The organism is Pseudoalteromonas sp. Of7M-16 (genome assembly GCF_022347805.1).
In the GTDB taxonomy this organism is placed as follows: Bacteria; Pseudomonadota; Gammaproteobacteria; order Enterobacterales; family Alteromonadaceae; genus Pseudoalteromonas; species Pseudoalteromonas luteoviolacea_F.
In genome coordinates this window covers 48,620-66,615 of the sequence record NZ_JAKRFY010000033.1, presented here as the reverse complement: position 1 = coordinate 66,615, position 17,996 = coordinate 48,620, and the positions used below count along the sequence as shown (strand labels likewise).

19 protein-coding genes are annotated in these 17,996 nt (G+C 43.9%); 7 read left to right on the top strand and 12 right to left on the bottom strand.

Going from position 1 to position 17,996, the window contains the following annotated elements; genetic code table 11:
* Positions 1 to 347: 347 nt before the first annotated feature.
* Positions 348 to 878, top strand: a complete 531-nt coding sequence (locus MHN81_RS24560) for a gamma carbonic anhydrase family protein (RefSeq protein ID WP_239427004.1) — start codon at positions 348 to 350, stop codon at positions 876 to 878.
* Here the strand turns inward: MHN81_RS24560 and MHN81_RS24555 are convergent.
* Positions 864 to 1,103, bottom strand: a complete 240-nt coding sequence (locus MHN81_RS24555; RefSeq protein WP_023400986.1) for a DUF1488 domain-containing protein — start codon at positions 1,101 to 1,103, stop codon at positions 864 to 866. The two genes, MHN81_RS24560 and MHN81_RS24555, sit on opposite strands and share 15 nt — an antisense overlap.
* Position 1,104: 1 nt before the next feature.
* Complete coding sequence (gene aroE / locus MHN81_RS24550) at positions 1,105 to 1,914, bottom strand: shikimate dehydrogenase (RefSeq protein ID WP_239427003.1); 810 nt, start codon at positions 1,912 to 1,914, stop codon at positions 1,105 to 1,107.
* Between the two features lie 26 nt (positions 1,915 to 1,940).
* On the opposite strand from aroE, the gene MHN81_RS24545 reads away from it, so the two are divergent.
* Entirely contained in the window at positions 1,941 to 2,402 is a 462-nt protein-coding gene (locus MHN81_RS24545) for a group II truncated hemoglobin (protein ID WP_023400984.1), read from the top strand.
* A 104-nt stretch (positions 2,403 to 2,506) separates the two neighbouring features.
* Positions 2,507 to 4,114 carry a methyl-accepting chemotaxis protein gene (locus MHN81_RS24540; protein ID WP_023400983.1) on the top strand — a complete coding sequence of 536 codons (1,608 nt, stop codon included), beginning with the start codon at positions 2,507 to 2,509 and terminating at the stop codon, positions 4,112 to 4,114.
* A 54-nt stretch (positions 4,115 to 4,168) separates the two neighbouring features.
* Here MHN81_RS24540 and hemF read toward each other — a convergent pair whose 3' ends face one another.
* The 6 genes from hemF to MHN81_RS24510 all read right to left on the bottom strand — a co-directional run bounded on the left by hemF (position 4,169) and on the right by MHN81_RS24510 (position 9,153).
* Positions 4,169 to 5,092: an oxygen-dependent coproporphyrinogen oxidase gene (hemF, locus tag MHN81_RS24535; RefSeq protein WP_023400982.1), complete on the bottom strand. Its 924-nt coding sequence runs from the start codon at positions 5,090 to 5,092 to the stop codon at positions 4,169 to 4,171.
* A gap of 4 nt (positions 5,093 to 5,096) precedes the next feature.
* Complete coding sequence (locus MHN81_RS24530; protein WP_023400981.1) at positions 5,097 to 5,672, bottom strand: Sua5/YciO/YrdC/YwlC family protein; 576 nt, start codon at positions 5,670 to 5,672, stop codon at positions 5,097 to 5,099.
* Positions 5,659 to 6,237, bottom strand: a complete 579-nt coding sequence (locus MHN81_RS24525; protein ID WP_023400980.1) for a topoisomerase DNA-binding C4 zinc finger domain-containing protein — start codon at positions 6,235 to 6,237, stop codon at positions 5,659 to 5,661. Before MHN81_RS24525 ends, MHN81_RS24530 begins: the two co-directional genes overlap by 14 nt.
* A gap of 222 nt (positions 6,238 to 6,459) precedes the next feature.
* Positions 6,460 to 6,933: a DUF494 family protein gene (locus MHN81_RS24520; RefSeq protein ID WP_023400979.1), complete on the bottom strand. Its 474-nt coding sequence runs from the start codon at positions 6,931 to 6,933 to the stop codon at positions 6,460 to 6,462.
* Between the two features lie 2 nt (positions 6,934 to 6,935).
* Complete coding sequence (dprA, locus tag MHN81_RS24515; protein ID WP_239427002.1) at positions 6,936 to 8,015, bottom strand: DNA-processing protein DprA; 1,080 nt, start codon at positions 8,013 to 8,015, stop codon at positions 6,936 to 6,938.
* Between the two features lie 25 nt (positions 8,016 to 8,040).
* A complete protein-coding gene (locus tag MHN81_RS24510; protein ID WP_239427001.1) occupies positions 8,041 to 9,153 on the bottom strand; it encodes a LysM domain-containing protein in 1,113 nt (370 codons plus the stop codon).
* A 116-nt stretch (positions 9,154 to 9,269) separates the two neighbouring features.
* Here MHN81_RS24510 and def point away from each other — a divergent pair, with 116 nt between their 5' ends.
* From def to trkA, 4 genes are read left to right on the top strand one after another with little or no spacing between them, the layout of a single operon-like run.
* Positions 9,270 to 9,779 (top strand): peptide deformylase, encoded by a 510-nt coding sequence (gene def / locus MHN81_RS24505; RefSeq protein WP_023400976.1) that lies wholly within the window; start codon positions 9,270 to 9,272, stop codon positions 9,777 to 9,779.
* A gap of 30 nt (positions 9,780 to 9,809) precedes the next feature.
* Positions 9,810 to 10,754: a methionyl-tRNA formyltransferase gene (gene fmt, locus MHN81_RS24500; RefSeq protein ID WP_023400975.1), complete on the top strand. Its 945-nt coding sequence runs from the start codon at positions 9,810 to 9,812 to the stop codon at positions 10,752 to 10,754.
* Positions 10,754 to 12,037, top strand: coding sequence for a 16S rRNA (cytosine(967)-C(5))-methyltransferase RsmB (gene rsmB, locus MHN81_RS24495; protein ID WP_239427000.1), 1,284 nt, complete (start codon positions 10,754 to 10,756; stop codon positions 12,035 to 12,037). Before fmt ends, rsmB begins: the two co-directional genes overlap by 1 nt.
* A gap of 18 nt (positions 12,038 to 12,055) precedes the next feature.
* The gene (gene trkA, locus MHN81_RS24490) at positions 12,056 to 13,432 is read left to right on the top strand and encodes a Trk system potassium transporter TrkA (RefSeq protein ID WP_039611126.1); all 1,377 of its coding nucleotides are present in this window, start codon (positions 12,056 to 12,058) and stop codon (positions 13,430 to 13,432) included.
* 55 nt (positions 13,433 to 13,487) lie between these two features.
* On the opposite strand, the gene MHN81_RS24485 is transcribed toward trkA, so the two are convergent.
* The 4 genes from MHN81_RS24485 to pepQ form a co-directional block, all read right to left on the bottom strand.
* The gene (locus MHN81_RS24485) at positions 13,488 to 14,165 is read right to left on the bottom strand and encodes a flagellar brake protein (protein WP_023400971.1); all 678 of its coding nucleotides are present in this window, start codon (positions 14,163 to 14,165) and stop codon (positions 13,488 to 13,490) included.
* 254 nt (positions 14,166 to 14,419) lie between these two features.
* Positions 14,420 to 15,871, bottom strand: coding sequence for a TrkH family potassium uptake protein (locus MHN81_RS24480; RefSeq protein ID WP_023400970.1), 1,452 nt, complete (start codon positions 15,869 to 15,871; stop codon positions 14,420 to 14,422).
* 83 nt (positions 15,872 to 15,954) lie between these two features.
* On the bottom strand, positions 15,955 to 16,569 hold the full coding sequence (locus MHN81_RS24475) for a YigZ family protein (RefSeq protein ID WP_023400969.1): 615 nt from the start codon (positions 16,567 to 16,569) through the stop codon (positions 15,955 to 15,957).
* Between the two features lie 91 nt (positions 16,570 to 16,660).
* Positions 16,661 to 17,983 carry a Xaa-Pro dipeptidase gene (gene pepQ / locus MHN81_RS24470; protein WP_239426999.1) on the bottom strand — a complete coding sequence of 441 codons (1,323 nt, stop codon included), beginning with the start codon at positions 17,981 to 17,983 and terminating at the stop codon, positions 16,661 to 16,663.
* Positions 17,984 to 17,996 lie beyond the last annotated feature (13 nt).

Here is a 17,996-nt window from a genome sequence, read left to right as displayed (position 1 = left end):
CGCAGCGTTGCTGCGAAGTGGAGCGCCATATTAACCGCTTCACTTTTAAAGTCAACAAGAAAATTTAATTTTTCTTAATTAAGCTTTCCGTTTAACTTTGACCTTCACTTTGGTTTGCGTTTTTCGTTGCAGCCCGCCGTGTCAGTGGATGCGCATTATAGGGAGCTTAGAAAATTGTGCAAGTACTTTTTTAAGAAAAGTTATAATAATGGACTGTTCGAGTGATTTTCAATCTAAACGCATTAAAATAGTACATTTAGTGTACTTTGGTAGGTTTTACTCGCACTATAGAGATTTAGATAATTAACCTCTACACTAGGCCTACGTTGTTTCGAGAGTCTTATAACATGTTAAGAACATACAAAGGTATCGCCCCTAAATTATCTACAGGGGTATATGTAGACGAAAGCGCAGTACTCGTCGGTGACATCAGTATTGGTAGAGATAGTAGTGTTTGGCCGCTGGTTGCTGCTCGTGGTGACGTCAATTACATCAGAATTGGCGAACGCACTAATGTGCAAGACGGAAGTGTTTTGCATTTAACGCGAAAAAGCCCGTCTAACCCAAATGGCTTTCCACTGATCATAGGTGATGATGTGACAGTAGGGCACAAAGTTATGCTACATGGCTGCCAACTGGGTAACCGCATTTTGGTAGGTATGGGTGCCATCGTCATGGACAATGTGACTGTTGAAGACGATGTTATTATAGGTGGTGGCGCATTAGTACCACCAAATAAAACTCTTGAATCAGGTTGTTTATATGTCGGTAGCCCAGTAAAACAAGCACGTAAACTTACAGATCAAGAGCTTGCTTTTTTAAGGGTATCAGCTCAAAACTATGTCGAGTTAAAAGATGAATATCTACAGGAAAGTTAACTCTACTTCTCCTGACGACGAATAATGCTCATCCTCGATGAGCTCTTCGGCCTGCATTTCATAGTCGAATTGATGGGTTCTAAAGTGCATTACTGGATCAGCCTCCGATTCAGGCACTTCTACTACACATGGTACAATCATCCCTGATACCATTGCCGTAAAGACCAATCTACGGCGCGATGCGTCAAAATGAATGTCATCATTAAATAATATCGCTTGGTTCATATTATTTGACCTTCGTAAGTACAGATTCAACATCAGGGAGTTTACCTCTCCATACAGAGTAAGCTTCTGCCGCTTGGCCTATCAACATACCTATCCCATCAATAAGCTTACACTGCGCATTATGATCAGCCACCCATTTTAAAAAGCTGGTTTGATGATCAGAATAAAACATATCGTAACTCCAGCTCACATCTGCTACCAATGATCCCTCTATATTGGGTATATCACCCGTAACGCTTGATGATGTTGAGTTTAACACACCATCAAACGCTAAGCTTGGGATCTCTTCGAGCGACACAGCATTCACTTCACCATAAGGTGCAAACAACGCAGCCAATTGCAGTGCTTTTTCAACAGTTCGGTTTGCCACAACAATGCGTTTGACACCAGCTTGCAGCAATGGGTAAATACAACCCCTTGCTGCACCACCAGCACCTAACAATAACACTACACTATTTTGCAGCTGTACTTGATGCCTTTGCAAATCGGCGACTAGCCCTGCCCCGTCAGTATTATCACCAAGTATAGAGCCATCGCTTTGTAATTTTAGAGTATTTACAGCCCCAGCTAACTTTGCTCTGTCAGTAAGGGCATCCGCGTATGCATAGGCCTCTTCTTTAAAGGGTAAAGTGACATTCGCTCCCTTTCCTCCTGATGCAAAAAAGTCTTTGAGACTAAGCGCAAATCCATCTACTGGTGTCAAAATAGCAGTGTATTCGATCTGCTCGTTAAGACCAGATGCAAATTGCGAATGAATCTCTGGCGATTTAGAATGCTTTATCGGGTTACCAAAAACCGCATATTTGTCCATTTTTAGCCTAACAATAGTGATAGTGAATGAAGCAGTTAATTAAACGTATCTTTAATAAAGATGCAAGTGAAGATCCAAAGACATCTCAAAATCATCATGCACCAAGCCCAGAACGAACACCTTACGAGATAATTGGTGGTGAAAGTGGCACGCTGGCATTGGCAAATCGCTTTTATGACATAATGGAAAGTGACCCTTATGCAAAACCGCTTTACGACATGCACCCACTGCCACTTGATAGGATCCGCCAAGTATTTTTCGAGTTTTTGTCTGGTTGGTTGGGTGGTCCAGATCTATTTGCCGAGAAATACGGACACCCCCGTTTGAGAATGCGACATATGCCCTTTACAATTGACAAAGAGTTACGTGATCAATGGATGTACTGTATGGATAAAGCACTCGATGCTGAAATTGATAATCCTCTGCTACGAGAAGGGTTGCGTAAATCTCTCGCCCAATTAGCGACACATATGATTAACCAAGACTAAAATTGCTATTTATAAATTTGCATTAGCTCAGCGACTTTTGCGCTGAGTCAAACCCTGCTTAATTATTCACACGCATAATGAACGCTTATTTCATAGTAGGTGCGATGCGTGTGAAGTCTATTCAACATAAAATATATGCTCTCCTCGCCATTACCGGTGTGCTGGTTTTGGTAGCCAGTATTATTAGTAATAGCAGTCAACAAAAGAACCTAGCTGAACAAACAGTAGAAACCAATATTAGATTACTGGCCGATAATTATTTCGATTCTATCAACACTATGATGCTCACAGGCACTATGTCTAACAGGCATATACTTGGCGCTAAATTGCGTAATCATGAGAATATTGAAGATGCGCATATTGTACGTGGTGAGCTGGTAAATAAGCTTTACGGTCAGGGCAATGCAAACGAATCCCCCCAAACAGATGCAGAACATGCCGCTCTCAGAGGAGAGGAATTATTAGTAATTGAACAGCGTGGAGAAAAGCGCGTCATGACCTATTTGAAGCCAATGGTTGCAAGTGCCGATTATAAAGGGACCAATTGTCTTGGCTGTCATCAGGCAAAAGAGGGTGATGTATTGGGCGCAGTGAAAATTAGCTATTCCCTTGGGGATATAGACACAACTGTGGACGAAAACACGATTTTTAGTACAACTATACTTACCGCCATATTTGCCACCGCTTTTTTTATTCTCGGTACACTATTTCGTAAGCTCTTTATCGTCAGATTAAAGAAACTCGGCAAAACAATGCGCCTAGCTACAACTAACCAAGATTTAAGTTTGCGAATTCATGATGAAATAGATGACGAATTGGGCCGCTTAGCGACTAATTTCAATAAAATGATGTCCGCATTTAAAGAGAACATTGCCGAGGTATCCCGTTCATCAAAAATATTAATACACTCGGCAGAACATATTTACACAGCGGCTGAGACCACAGAAGAAGCAATTCAATCGCAAAAGCAAGGAACAGACTCAGTAGCAGCTGCAATTAACGAGCTGGAAAGCTCTTCCAGTGAAGTAAAAAATACCACTCACTTTGCATCTGAAAAATCCGACAGTAGCAATCACCTTGCTGAGCAAAGTATGTCGATTGCGCATACCACCGAGCAAAGTATCAATCAATTAGCTGGCGATATTCGCGATGCGGCAAATCAAGTCAGTCAATTACAAACACAAACGCTGGCGGTCGGAAAAGTACTTGAAGTGATCAGCAGTATCGCAGAGCAAACCAATTTACTTGCTCTCAATGCCGCGATAGAAGCTGCACGAGCGGGAGAAGCAGGTAGAGGATTTGCGGTAGTTGCAGATGAAGTCAGAACCCTTGCTACCCGTACTCATGATTCTACCGACGAAATCCGTCGTACCATAGACAAGCTTCAACAAGAAGCAGAGCAAACAGTTAGTGCTATGAATGCCTCTTGCGCTGAAGCCGATGATAGAGCGGCCCAAGTGCAACAAGTCGCACAGGCACTCAAAGATATTTCATCTCAAATGCATGAGATCAATGCGTTGAATGTTCAAATTGCCGACGCAACAGAGCAGCAAAATCAGGCAGCAGAAGAGATCAATCAAAGTGTTGTCGCTATCCGAGACAACGCAGAGCAATCGTTAGAAGACGCCCATGGTAGTAAACGTGTCAGCGAAGAGTTGTTAGAGTTAGCTCGCTCTTTAGATGAACAGGTTAGAGGCTTTAAACTAAATTAATCCATACAAATAAAAAAGGAGCATTAAGCTCCTTTTTTATTACACTAATTACTTTTATAACACATCAATGTTTAACCAGTCTTGAGGCTTCAAGAAATGCTCATATAGTTTAGCTTCATTCGACCCAGCTTCAGGTGTAAAGTCATACTCCCATCTTGCCAACGGTGGCATAGACATCAGTATAGACTCAGTACGTCCACCACTTTGTAGTCCAAATAACGTTCCCCTATCCCATACAAGGTTAAATTCAACGTAGCGGCCACGGCGATAAAGTTGAAATTCACGCTCTTGTTCACTTACAGGCATATCTTTTCTTCGCGAGATGATCGGCGTATAGGCAGGTAAAAAACCTTCCCCCACCGCTTTCATAAAAGCAAAGCTCTTATCAAAGCCTTCCTCATTTAAATCATCAAAAAATAACCCCCCGACCCCGCGAGTTTCGTCACGATGCTTCAAGTAAAAATAATCATCACACCATTTTTTATACTTCGGATAAACTTCGTCTCCAAACGGAGAACACAAGTCTTTCGCCACTTGGTGCCAATGTTTTACATCCTCCAAATGAGGATAAAAAGGAGTTAAGTCAAAGCCGCCACCAAACCACCAGATCGGCGCTTCTCCCTCTTTCTCAGCAATAAAAAACCGTACGTTTGCGTGGCTAGTTGGGATATGAGGGTTTTTTGGGTGGATCACCAAAGAAACACCACACGCGTGAAAACTTCTGCCAGCCAACTCAGGGCGATGCGCAGTCGCAGAAGCAGGCATTGACGCACCAAAAACATGGGAGTAATTAACTCCACCTTGCTCTATAACTGTGCCGCCTTTAAGCACTCGAGTTCGACCACCGCCACCTTCTGCACGCTCCCAGCTATCTTCAACAAACTTACCGCTGCCATCTGCTTGTTCTAACCCCTGGCAAATATCATCCTGAAGCTGTAATAAAAACGCTTTAACCGTCTCTAAATTCACTTTACTCACGTCATTAGCTCCTAAATACTTGACCAGTCATTGCATCGCGGATCTGACTAGGTGTATTGCGCCCACCTAGTTCACCTTCTTGATAATAGCCAACTCGCTCACCAAACATGCTCTGGGCCTGTGCAATCGTCATAGCTGGCTCTTCGCCGCTAAAGTTAGCACTGGTTGAAACTAAAGGCTTACCAAATGATTTGCATAATTGCTTAACAATGGGGTGATCAGTCACACGAACAGCAATACTTGTGTGCTCACCAGTTAGCCATTTGGGTGTTGTAGACTTTGCAGGTAACACCCAAGTTACAGGCCCGGGCCAAGCTGAAAATATTTCGGCGCGCTTGTCCATTGGGATTTTTGCGTCGTCAACATAGTTTAAGCATTGAGCAAAATTATCGGCAATCAAAATCAGTCCTTTTTCAATTGGACGTTCTTTCAGTGCCAATAGTTTATGAACTGCGCTTTCACTGTCTGGATCACAACCCAGCCCAAAAATGGCTTCTGTTGGATAACAGATCAACTCCCCTTGGTGCAACGCTTCAATGGCCGTTTGCGGCTTAGCTGTTTGGTTTTCACTGTGATTCATAGGGATCCTCAATCATATGCTGACAAGCTTTTTGCGGACATTGTAGCATAGCTTTACCCGCACGCTTTTTTTGCACCATGACGGGCCAATCACATTGCTCACATTGATGTGCAACGGGGATCTGATTCAAACTATATTTACATTTAGGGTAAGCGTCACACGCGTAAAAAAACTTGCCATATTTGTTCTGTCTTTTTTGTAAGTGCCCATTTTGACATTTTGGACATGCTGGAAACGTCTGTGCTTCCTCTTCTTCTTCGTGCACAATAAAATGGCACTCAGGATAGCCTGTGCAACCGATAAACATACCGTATCGACCATTTCTTATCACGAGGTCGCGACCACATTCTGGACAAGGTGCATCGTCCAATATTTTAATGTCATGACTGTCATGATGAGCAAAAGAGCGAATGTAGTCACATGTCGGGTAACTGGCACAGCCAAGAAAAGCCCCGTTTTTAGAATGTTTGACCACCAGCTCTGAACCACATTTAGGGCAGACTTCATACTCTTTTTCCAATGCATGTTGATCCGCATTGAAAAGAGAGTGATCAATTTTGCTCATTTTACTCACCTTAAACTGTGCACACACTGTGCTATTTTACTGTGTATCGATATAAGGACAACTAAAACACGCTCGAAGGTCTAAATGTCTGCGACATGTACCTAAGAGAGCTGAAGAAAACTAAAGAGAATGTAGTGAATCGCACGTCGAAGCTTAGAGGAAGTACTGAACTAGCATTGATTTGATACGGCATTTTGATCTCTCAAAGATGCCGTAAACCTGTTAATGCAATAACCCTGATGGTTGCTCGAAAATTAGATCTTCCATCTGAGCATATGCATGTTCTTTACCTGGCACGTTAAATAGCACCATTAATATCACCCACTTCAAATCGTCAAGACAGATAGATGATTTTTCTAACGCCAGCATTCGATCAATGACCATTTCTCTTGTTGTACAATCTATCACACCAATTTGTTCTACAAACATTAAAAAACCACGACACTCAACATCTAATACACGGCACTCTTCTTGAGTATAAATACGTATCGCAGAGTCAGGTTTGGCATTGAGATAAGGAAACTCATCACTGTGTTGAAGATCGGCAAGCTGCTCTAACCAGTCCAATGCTTTGTATATTTCAGCTTGGTCGAAGCCTGCACCTACTAATTCGTCTGTTAATTGATTTTGCTCTACGAAGATATCCGCTTCGCTATGAATATAGTTCTCAAATAAATACATCAGGATATCAAACATGTTTAACCCCTCGCTAATTTGATGTAGCCGTTTAATACACGTTCTACTTTGTCTTCAAGCTCTAAGTCCAATAGTCTGGCAAGTACCTGCTCTACTGGCCACTGGGTCCTCAGTGCTAAGGTATCGACGTCAGTTACCTCATAACCGAGATTTTGCAAAACGGGGCAAGTCTCCTGTTTTCTCTCACTTTCTATAATATATAGACTGTTTTCGGGTAAAAAGCTCACCTCTTCGATAATATCACTGACATTTTCAGTGAGCTTGGCGCCTTGCTTGATCAAAAAGTGACACCCCTCGGATAGACTGTGACGTATCGAGCCAGGAATAGCAAAAACTTCTTTATTTTGTTCTATCGCATATCGTGCAGTCACCAGTGAACCACTTTTTATTTCAGCTTCGACCAGCAGGACTCCCAAAGATAACCCTGAAATTATTCGATTCCGCCGAGGAAAATTAGTTCCATGAGGCAAAGTTCCAGGCACAAACTCACTCACAATGAGCCCCTGTTCAACAATGCGCCAATATAATTCAGTATGTCGTTTTGGGTAAATGACATCCGCTCCTGTGCCCATCACAGCAATGGTACCGCGCGACGTACTCAGTGCGCCACAGTGTGCCGCTCCGTCAATTCCCCGCGCCATCCCGGACGTCGTTACAAAATTAGCCTCCCCTAATTGGCGTGCAAAATCATAGCCAACCTCTTTTCCCATGCGGGAGGCACTGCGACTGCCAACAACGGCTATTTGGGGTTGATGCAGTAGCGCTCTATTACCTCGACAAAATAGTAACCAAGGTGGACTACATATATGTGTCAATGCAGTGGGATACTGTTCATCAAAGTAATGAATGACATGAATATTTAAGGCTCTGCACTGTTCAATGATCCGATCGACGTTAGACCAGTCTGTGGTGCTTAATTGCTGCGCCAGTTTTTCGTTGAGCCCGAGCTGGCAAAGATCAGCTTTTGATAATGTAAAAAGATCAGGTAGAGGGACTTTTTGTTGTAGCGCCAAAATAGTACTCACTCCCAACCCCCTACAAAGGTGAAGTGCTAGCGCCTCTCGCAATGATATTGTGGTCATGCTCCCTCCTTGAGCTATTGATTAATCAATTCGTTACGCTGTCTCCTACTTGGATAGGATGTGATGTTTTCAAAACCATTGCGTAACTAATATTGTCATAGACTTTAAATAACATCAGCTCGCCGACTTTTTCGCTCGGCATATGCCATACCGTACTATTTTCACTATTTCCCTCTCCAAACCACGAACCGACATCGCCAATCAGTTTATCCAAACTGCTTGAGTCTTCGATATACTTTGGTGTGCCGTCACGCTCTACAACTGTTGGAGATTGACGAAAAATATCGAGTATATTGCCTTCTACTAACCGCTGCTTACTGCCAACATTAAGCACAACTACCGACATCGGACCAAATTCCCTGTGCTGATTGCTACTGGCAATTATCTCGCCCTCAACGCCTTGGCTTGGTTTGCTCATTTTAAAGTTGGCCTTGTGATCTTGCCCCTGAGATAATGGCATTACAAAATCACCAGCTTTAATTTCTCGCTTAACGGTTTCAACTTTAACCGTACTTGGCACCCCGTCTGCGATATCACCCGTCTCAAGTGCGCGGGCAGTGCCCACCAGCATGGTTTCATATGCTAAAGTCCGTAAACCGTCTTTGTAAGGCTTGCCTTGACGATAAATACCATAATTACCGCCACGAGTTAGGTCACCCTTCACATACAAAAGATGCCCTGTCACACTCATTTTAAAGTTTTTATTAGAACCCAAAATGATTGGAAAGGCGTCAATATCCCCTTTATCAAGGGCCTGATCGTAGCTCAAATATGGCTCAAGCAATGACAGAGGCAGAGTTGGGATTGCCGACCCCTTTGCCTCGATGATACGCACATTCGGGGATAGTTTTCTTACCCCTTTATCGATAATTAATACCGGATTCCCATGCTCATCTACCCCGAGAGATAAAATATCTCCAGGATAAATTAGATGTGGATTATTAATTTGAGGGTTTTGCTGCCATAACTCAGGCCACTTCCATGGACTATTCAAATATAAACTCGAGATATCCCAAAGCGTATCCCCCTTTTTCACAACATATCGCTTGGGCGCATCAGATTTAACCGTTAATGTGTCGGCAATAGCAGGGAATACAGCTGCAGCTGCCATTATTAAGGCTGCAATTTGAGATTTCATTCCGAATTCCTTGAGTTATTTTTAGATATTATCCACCAAAACCTGTTAAAGGGGAACGTGAATGGCTAAAATAAGAGCATACATTACCCCATTTATAACGACTGTAAAAGGTATCCATGGCAAAGTTAGAAGTGCTTAAATTTCCAGATGAGCGTTTGCGTACAATTGCAAAGCCCGTTGAAGAAGTAAATGATGAAATTCGTCAAATCGTCAAAGACATGTTAGAGACTATGTATGATGAAAATGGTGTTGGTTTAGCAGCAACACAAGTTGATATTCATCAACGTATTGTGGTCATCGATGTTTCAGAAGAGCGCAACGAGCCGTACGTATTAATAAACCCTGAGATTATCGCATCTGAGGGGAACATGGTGTGCGAAGAGGGATGTCTGTCTGTCCCTTATTCATATGCAAAAGTAGATCGCGCTGAAAAAGTCACAGTCAAAGCACTTAATGAGCACGGTGAGGAATATCAGTTTGACGCACAAGAGCTGCTTTCTAATTGTGTGCAACATGAATTAGACCACCTAGTAGGCAAACTTTTTATTGATTACTTGTCGCCACTTAAGCGCCAGCGCATTAAAAAGAAAATAGAAAAAGAAGCCCGCCTTGCGGCAAAAGCATAATCATTTATTTATTAATTGGACAATTTATTCGTGAATAACCCTTTGCGTATAGTATTTGCGGGCACGCCAGATTTTGCTGCACGCCACCTTCAAGCATTGCTCGACTCTCATCACGAAGTCGTTGCAGTTTACAGCACACCAGACAAACCAGCTGGTCGCGGGAAGAAACTTAAAGCCAGTGAAGTAAAAACACTCGCCTTAGAACATGAACTGCCCGTTCTTCAACCTGCTTCACTCAAAAATGAGGAAGCGGCTGCACAATTGGCTGCGCTAAACGCAGATGTCATGGTTGTTGTCGCCTATGGTCTCTTGTTACCAAAAGCAATCCTTGAAACGCCTAAGTTAGGTTGCCTCAATGTACATGGATCCATTTTGCCTAGATGGCGAGGCGCAGCCCCTATCCAACGTGCAATTTGGGCTGGTGATAAAGAAACCGGTGTGACCATCATGCAGATGGATGAAGGATTAGATACAGGAGATATGCTACATATCGCCACCTGTCCAATTGACGTAAATGAAACCAGTGCCAGCTTGTATGCAAAACTGGCGGAGTTGGGCCCATCAGCGTTAGTTGAAACTCTAGATAATTTGGCAGCCGGTGAAGTAACACCGAAGGTACAAGATGATGCATTGTCAAATTATGCACAAAAACTGTCAAAGCAAGAAGCCGATATCGACTGGAATATGGACGCGACACAAATTGAACGAAACATTCGTGCGTTTAACCCTTGGCCTATGTGTTTTACACAAATGCAGTCTCAAACAGTAAAAATCTGGCAGGCCGATGTCATCGACATGCAAGGGGAAGCTGGCACTGTATTGCGTGCAGATAAACAAGGTATCGTTATTGCGTGTGGTACCCATGCTTTACAAATAACCCAGTTGCAACCGCAAGGGAAAAAACCAATGTCTGCACAAGACTTTTTAAACGGTCGTGCTGACTGGGTTACTCCTGGTAACAAGGTGGGTGCATAATGGCGAATGTACGCGCACTAGCAGCACAAACGCTATTCCAAGTGGTTGATAAAGGCAACTCGCTCAGTACACAACTTCCTTATGCTAGCCAAAAGCTACCGCCAAAGGACCGTGCGTTGCTTCAACAAATATGTTACGGCGTACTGCGTTATTTACCTAGCCTTGAAAACTACTGCCAGCAATTACTAGAGCAACCTTTGCGCGGTAAGCGCAGGGTCTTTCAGTTTTTGCTATACGTGGGAATTTATCAGCTTCAGCATATGCGTGTTCCTGCACATGCCGCAGTTGCAGAAACGGTGAACGCGCTAAAACCTTTGGGTGCGCCCGGCATGAAAGGCCTAGTCAATGCGGTGCTGCGTAACTTTCAACGCCAGCAAACAACCCTAGAACAAAGTGCCAATGACATCTTAGTATGTCAGTATAATCACCCAAGTTGGTTCATTAAAAAGCTACAAGCCGCTTATCCTGATTCTTGGACTGAGATCCTTGAAGCAAACCAAAAGCAAGCCCCAATGTGGTTGCGAGTCAATCAGCGCCACGATCATGCTCAAGCATATTCTGCACGCCTTGATAAAGCTGAGATCGACCATACGCTTTACAATGAATACGAAGACGGCATTCTACTAACGCACCCAGTCGATGTCACAAAGCTACCTGATTTTGCGCAGGGCGCATGCTCAGTTCAAGATGCAGCGGCGCAAATGGCAGCGCGATTATTAGCACCACAAGATGGCGATAACATTCTCGATGCCTGCGCAGCACCTGGCGGTAAAACTTGCCATATTTTAGAGCTCGCAGATGCCAAAGTAACCGCTTTAGATGCCGATGAAAAACGCTTGGAACGTGTGGCAGATAACCTCAATAGGCTCTCTTTAGAAGCAGACTGTGTGCATGGCCTTGCAGACGAACCGAACAATTGGTGGCAAGGCGAATTATTTGATCGTATCCTCCTGGATGTACCTTGCTCAGCAACAGGTGTGATCCGCCGCCACCCAGATATAAAGTGGCTACGACGAGCGACTGACATCGATGAGTTGGCAGCCCTGCAGGCTAAAATACTCGATGAGATTTGGCCACTGCTTAAGCCGGGTGGAACCTTAGTGTATGCCACTTGCTCAGTACTGCCGCAAGAAAACCACCAGCAGATCAGCGCTTTCTTAAATCGTACTGGTGATGCGCTACATATTGCACTGCACTCTGAAGATAAGATTGAAAAACCCGGCTTACAATTGTTGCCAGGTACCACGGACGGCTTCTATTACGCCAAGATACAAAAACAATAATCGTTGTAAGTTTGAGCTATGAAAATCATTATTTTAGGCGCTGGGCAAGTCGGCGGCACCCTCGCAGAAAACTTAGTCGGTGAACAAAACGAAATTACCGTTGTCGATATCGATGGTGAACGCCTTCGAGAGTTACAAGACAAGTATGATTTGCAAGGTGTCAATGGACACAGTGCCCACCCTGAAGTGCTCAGGCAGGCAGGTGCCGAAGATGCTGATATGATCATTGCCGTAACCAGTTCAGATGAAGTGAACATGGTTGCCTGCCAAGTCGCCTATAGTATTTTCAATACGCCCACAAAAATTGCTCGGATCCGTTCCGAGCAATACTTGGACTATCGCGAAAAATTGTTTCATAACGACGATTTACCTGTCGATCATTATATTGCTCCTGAGCAACTGGTGACCAAGTATATTCGCCGCCTAATTGATTATCCTGGTGCATTACAAGTACTGCAGTTTGCCGATGGCATGCTCTCTTTAGTCGCCGTGAAAGCCTATTACGGTGGTCTACTAGTTGGCTATGCACTCTCAGCTTTGAAAGAACATATTCCTAACGTAGACACTCGAGTGGCGGCAATTTACCGTCAGGGCAAAGCTATCAAGCCCCTAGGCACCACAGTTATTGAAGCAGATGATGAAGTGTTTTTTATCGCCGCAACAAAGCACATTCGCGCCGTAATGAATGAGCTGCAAAAACTTGAGCAGTCATACAAAAAAATTATGATTGCCGGCGGTGGTAATATCGGTGCAGGTTTGGCTCGATCACTGGAGAAAAACCATAGTGTTAAACTCATTGAACGCAATCACAGCCGTGCTTCTCAACTTTCTGAGATGCTAGACAATACCGTTGTTTTCTGTGGTGACGCCTCTGATCAAGAGCTACTTTCTGAGGAACATATTGAGCAAGTGGACGTCTTTATCGCTGTCACTAACGACGATGAAGCTAATATTATGGCTGCTATGCTCGCAAAGCGCATGGGAGCTCAAAAAACGATGGTGCTTATCCAGCGTAGTGCGTATGTTGACCTCGTCCAAGGGGGCGAAATAGACATTGCCATTTCGCCGCAGCAAGCCACTATTTCAGCACTACTGACACATGTGCGCCGCGGTGATATTGTCAACGTTTACTCTCTTCGTAAGGGCGCGGCGGAGGCCATCGAAGCTGTTGCACACGGCGACGAAAATACGTCCAAAGTCGTGGGACGGGCGATCCGAGATATTAAATTGCCCCATGGCACAACCATAGGTGCCATTGTTCGGGATTCTGAGGTACTGATCGCGCACGACCATACTGTTATTGAATCTGGCGACCATGTGATCATGTTCTTGATTGATAAAAAGCAAATTGGCGTTGTAGAAAAGCTCTTCCAAGTCAGTGCACTATTTGTTTAATTGGTGCTTTATGGCATTTCCGGTTTTACACCATAATGCCATCATCCACCATCTATTATTCGTGGCCCAGCGCAGAAATATCAATCAAATAGTCTTTTAATATTGCCTGTACTTTTTCATCCTGACTTTCTAGGTGTATACCCAATGAGACCGTGTCTTCATTGCTTTCTTTGACACGGCAAACTTTACCAGTCAACGTCGATTTTTGTGCACCTTTTCCTTCGATTAAAATCTCGCAGGTCAGCTCTTTTAAATCATCCGGCAAATGCGTTTTTTGTACATCAAACATCAAGCCAGCCAATGAGATGTCTTTGATCACACCCACCTCACTTTTCCCCTCAACACTGAGTACCGCAGGGATCAAAGTCGGAATGCGAGTTTGTGCTCTCAGCTTATAAGTTTGAACCTCATTGGGATAAAAAAGATAGATGAGTCGAGCTGGATGAGTCGTCACCGCTTTAATGGTCTCTTTAAATGCGATAATTTGCCCCTCTCCTTCCTCAGGCAAAGCGCGAACAATCACTTCAGTGCCTTCTTTGACATAGTCCAAAGCAGCACCTAAGCGTTGATGGCTAGGTTGGTTAAGAATGATAAACTGGTTTTCAAGTGCTCCTACAAACTCGGTTTTTATCCGTTTGCGATTTGCTGGCAATACAATCTCCATATCTACAATACTGCCCGCTCGCATCTGTAATACCTGCAAACGATTTTCTGCCAGCTCATTTATAGTCATGCCAAATACCTCTAACGCTTCCATTGTTTATTTTAGCAGTATGACGCCAATTTATGACGCCATCGCACAATTACTATGAATTATCGTCTCCACAGACAAAAACTTTAACTTTCTAGTGCGGTTTCACACTAGATAATGGGTTTGCACTGGCGCAGTCAGACTTTTGGGCGGGGCGTCATTTAAAAGAAGTTTAAACAAGATTATTTTACCAAGGCATTTCTCGCCTTGGTAAAATAAACAGGCAAGTGGTCAGTTTAGCCACGCCAGAATGTAGGAGTAAATAACACTAGGAGAGTAAATATTTCTAAACGACCAAACACCATGGCCAGAGTTAATATCCATTTAGCTGTATCTGTAATATCTCCATAGTGGGCCGCTACATCACCTAACCCGGGACCTAAGTTGTTTAGGCACGCAGCAGTCGCGGAAAACGCAGTAATGTTATCAAGCCCAGTACCGAGGAGTGCTATCATAATGATCACAAATACCAAGGCATAAGCTGAGAAAAAACCCCATACAGCTTCAACAACCTTGTCTGGTAACGCTTTTCTCCCTAACTTTATCGAGTAAATCGCTCTGGGGTGTACCAAGCGGTTTAGCTCCCGGATCCCTTGTAGATAAAGTAAGAATACGCGCACGACTTTCATGCCCCCACCAGTTGACCCTGCACAGCCACCAATAAAACTCGAGAAAATCAATAAAATTGGTAAAAATAACGGCCAAGCGGAAAAGCTATCTGTCGCAAATCCCGCAGTAGTACTGATTGAAACCGCTTGGAATAAAGCATGATCTAACGTCTCATCACCATCGCTATACACCTGATTTGAGGATAATACCGCAAAACAAATTACCACCAGCGCCAGTTGAATAAACAGAAAGACTTTGAACTCAGGGTCGCGTAAATATGCTCGCACACTGCGACTTGCCACCGCCGCATAATGCAGCGAGAAATTAATCGCCGCAATGAGCAAGAACACCACACAGATAAAGTTAATCATCGGGCTATCAAAGTGACCAATCGACGCGTCATACGTAGAAAAACCACCGATGGCAATGGTCGCAAAAGCATGGCAAATAGCGTCAAACCACCCCATGCCCGCAACCTTATACGCCAGTGTACATGCCGCAGTTAACGCCACATAAATATACCAAAGGTGTTTTGCGGTGTCGGCAATACGCGGCGTCATTTTTGAGTCTTTGACTGGACCCGGTGTTTCAGCTCTATAGAGCTGCATGCCACCAACACCAAGCATAGGCAGCACAGCAACCGCGAGTACAATGATCCCCATACCGCCGAGCCATTGTAATTGCTGACGATAAAACAGCACCGATTTGGGTAAGTATTCAATCCCGGTCAAAACAGTTGCGCCTGTCGTTGTCAGCCCTGAAAAGGCTTCAAAAACGGCATCAGCAAAGGATAAGTTAGGTTCATCGAGGAAGATCAGTGGGACCGATGCAAACGAGCCCAGTACTAACCAAAATAAAACCACGATTAAAAAGCCCTCGCGGGCTTTGAGTTCTCCGCGTTCTTTGCGGTTTGGGTAATAGGCCATTAAGCCAATTAAAACGCTAAAGATAAAGGCCAAAACAAATGGTACACCTCCACCATCTTTGTAAATCAAAGAGACCAGTGCCGGTGGTACCATAGTCAAGCTAAACAGTGCGACTAATTGACCGAGTATTTTTATGATGGTACGAAATTGCATAACGCAGATCGCTTGTTGTTATGATTAGATCTGATTGTCTTATACACTTAGACGTTAGTAAACCTCATTACCCTACAAAGCAATTACTTTTGTATCTTCATGGCCACACTGCCATGGGTAAGATCGAAAATAGACTTTATTGCCGTTTTAGCTTCACGTGCGTCAATTTCAATTCTCCAACCAATGTTTGCTGTAAACTCATGCTGAATACTCAATATTTGATATTGGCTAGCCAAATGTTGTTCTATTACCCCTTGCAGTGCATAGTCGGAGTTGCCGACTAACAGCGCTGCGGGTACTTTCAAAGTTGTAGGCAATATACTTAGAGCATTATTGAGTGTGCCACCATAAGCGCGAACCAGCCCGCCTGTACCAAGTTTAATGCCACCGAAATAACGCGTTGTCACCGCCGTAATCTCACCGATGCCAGAACCCATTAAGACATTCAACATAGGCTTGCCAGCAGTCCCATTTGGCTCACCATCATCAGAGAAGCCCAATACATGACTCCCCCCAGGAGCACCTGCCACGTGCGCCCAACAATTGTGACGCGCATCGGGGTATGTCTCATTAATGCTGCGAATAAATGCCTTGGCGGCTTCAACAGTAGGCGTATGCGCGACATGTACCAAAAAAGTACTTTTTTTAATCTCTTCGTGATGAGAGATGGTTTCAGTGGGGATTTTATATTCAGACATAAATTATTTTCTAACAAAAAGGAGCCTCACGACTCCTCTTGATAAAACAGCTTGAGTGGCCATTCACTCGTAAAAAGATAAACTTTGATGATTAGTCTAAGTTCAACGCTCGTGTCATATTTTCTAAGCGGTCTTGGTGAACAATAATGTTATCTTCAATACGGATCCCGCCATAAGGTTTGAATTCCTCAACTTTGTCCCAGTTTACATGCTGAGTATGCTCGCTCTTCGCTAAGTCACCAAGCAAAGAGTCTATAAAGTATAAACCTGGCTCAATGGTAAACACTTGGCCCGCTTCAATACGCCTTGTACAACGCAGGAATGGGTGACCTTCAGGCGGCGCTTGATGTGTGCCTTGTTCATCTGCCATAAACCCTCCCATATCATGCACTTGTAATCCAATATGATGCCCAAGCCCATGCGGGAAGAAAGTTGAAGAAATACCCTTCTCTACGATTTGCTCAGCACTTAGATTAACCACTTTGAAGTCCGCTAGGATCTGTGCCATGCGCAGGTGGCAATCAATATGTAGGTCACCGTACAATTTACCTGGCTCAAGTGCATTACCCAGCGCTATCTGATGTTGATTGAGGGCATCGACCATTTCAGCAAACTGACCCTGCTTTGCAAAGTCATATGTTCGCGTAATATCTGATGCATAGCCGTTAAAGTTTGCGCCGGCATCGATAAGGAATGACAGGTGCTCGCTCGGCGCCTGACGTTCAAAATGCGTGTAGTGCAAAATCGCACAATGTTTATTCAGAGCAACAATATTACCGTAAGGAGTATCATTCTCCATGTGTGATGTTGCATTCAGATAAGCTTGCTGAATAGAGAACTCAGAGCCTCCCGCATAAAACTCATCTCTTGCCGCCTTGTGGCCAAGTACAGCGATTCGATTTGCTTCACGTAAACACGTCATTTCATATTGGGTTTTGTATGCACGATGATAGTGCAAATAGTTCATTATCGACTCTGGGTTCATTTGCCCAAAGCCCAATGCTTGTGCAACTTCTAAATACTCACCAATATAAGCAAACTTTTCTTTGTCGTAAGGGAGTAATTTTTCGACCTGCTCCGGGTGCACTAATAGCGTAATATCAAAATAGTCAGCCCAAAAGTCACTTGGTTCATCAGGCACTTTGTGCCAAAAATCCACAGGACGGTAGAAAATCAATTTGGGTTTATCTGTGCCATTAACCACCAGCCAGCAGTGCGGGTTATCGATGACCGGTAACCAGGCTTTAAATTGAGGGTTAACCTTAAATGGATAATACATGTCGTCCAAAAACTGACGTTTAGCTTGGCCTGAATGAATGACAAGACCATCTAAGCCCTCACGTTCAACGATGGTTTTTGTGCGCGCCTGAAGCGTGGTGATATGCTCTGCATACAAGTTTGCTAATGTGTCCACAGTGTACCCATAT